The organism is Streptomyces murinus (assembly GCF_002154555.1).
Lineage (GTDB): Bacteria > Actinomycetota > Actinomycetes > Streptomycetales > Streptomycetaceae > Streptomyces > Streptomyces murinus.
In genome coordinates, this window is the sequence record NZ_MUNF01000576.1 from 1 (window position 1) to 919 (window position 919).

The window sequence follows — 919 nt, forward strand, 5'->3', positions numbered from 1 at the left end:
GTGGCTCTGACCGCCTGACGCGGGAGCGGAAGCAGAAGCGGGGCGCCGGGATTCCGGCGCCCCGCTTCTCGCGTGTGCGGGCGCGCGTGCGACCGCGTGTGCGGGTCAGAACTCCCCGACGTCCACCAGGACCCGCCCGATCGTGCCGTCCTGCACGGCCCGTTGGGCCTCGGCCGTCTTCTCCAGCGGGTAGCGGTGCAGCGGCAGCCCCGCCGCCTCCCCCACCCGCAGGGCACCGGCCCCGACGGCCGCGGTGAGGTCGGCCACCGCCTGGGCCTTGGCCTTCGGCGGAACGGCGTACACCAGCAGGCCCTGCCAGCGGGTGCCCGCGATGAACTGGTCGAAGACCGGCAGGGTGAGGGTGTTGCCGCCGTCGTTGGAGTAGTAGACGACCGTGCCGCCGAAGGCGAGCACCGCCTGGTCCAGCTCCGCGTTCACCGCGGGCGCGACCTCGACCACCAGGTCCACCCCCCGGGGCGCGACGGCCCGGATCGCGGAGGCGGCGTCCTCGGCGCGGTAGTCGACCACGTGCTCGGCGCCGGCGGCGCGGGCCAGCCGGGCCTTCTCCGGGCTGCTGACGGTGGTGATCACCGTGGCACCGGACCAACGGGCCAGCTGGATCGCCGCGTTGCCCACGGCGCCCGCGCCGCCCGCCACCAGGACCGTACGGCCGGCCCAGGTGCCGGGGCCCAGCCGATCGGGTCCGCTGCCGGGCAGGGTGAGGGCGCGGTGGGCGGTGAAGCCGGGGATGCCCAGACAGGCGCCGAGGTCGTAGGAGGCGTGGTCGGGCAGCGGCACGGCCTGGGGCGCGGGCAGCACGACGTACTCCTGCGCGGTGCCGTCGGGGCGCATCCAGGCGGCCTCCCAGATCCAGACCCGGCGGCCCAGCAGCCCCGCGTCGACGCCCTCGCCGACGGCG

General features: G+C 76.5%; 1 protein-coding gene. It reads right to left on the bottom strand.

Going from position 1 to position 919, the window contains the following annotated elements; translation table 11 throughout:
- Positions 1-105 precede the first annotated feature (105 nt).
- Positions 106-919, bottom strand: an 814-nt coding sequence (locus CCN72_RS30000) for a zinc-binding dehydrogenase (RefSeq protein WP_107430192.1), incomplete at its 5' end; no start/stop codon positions are given.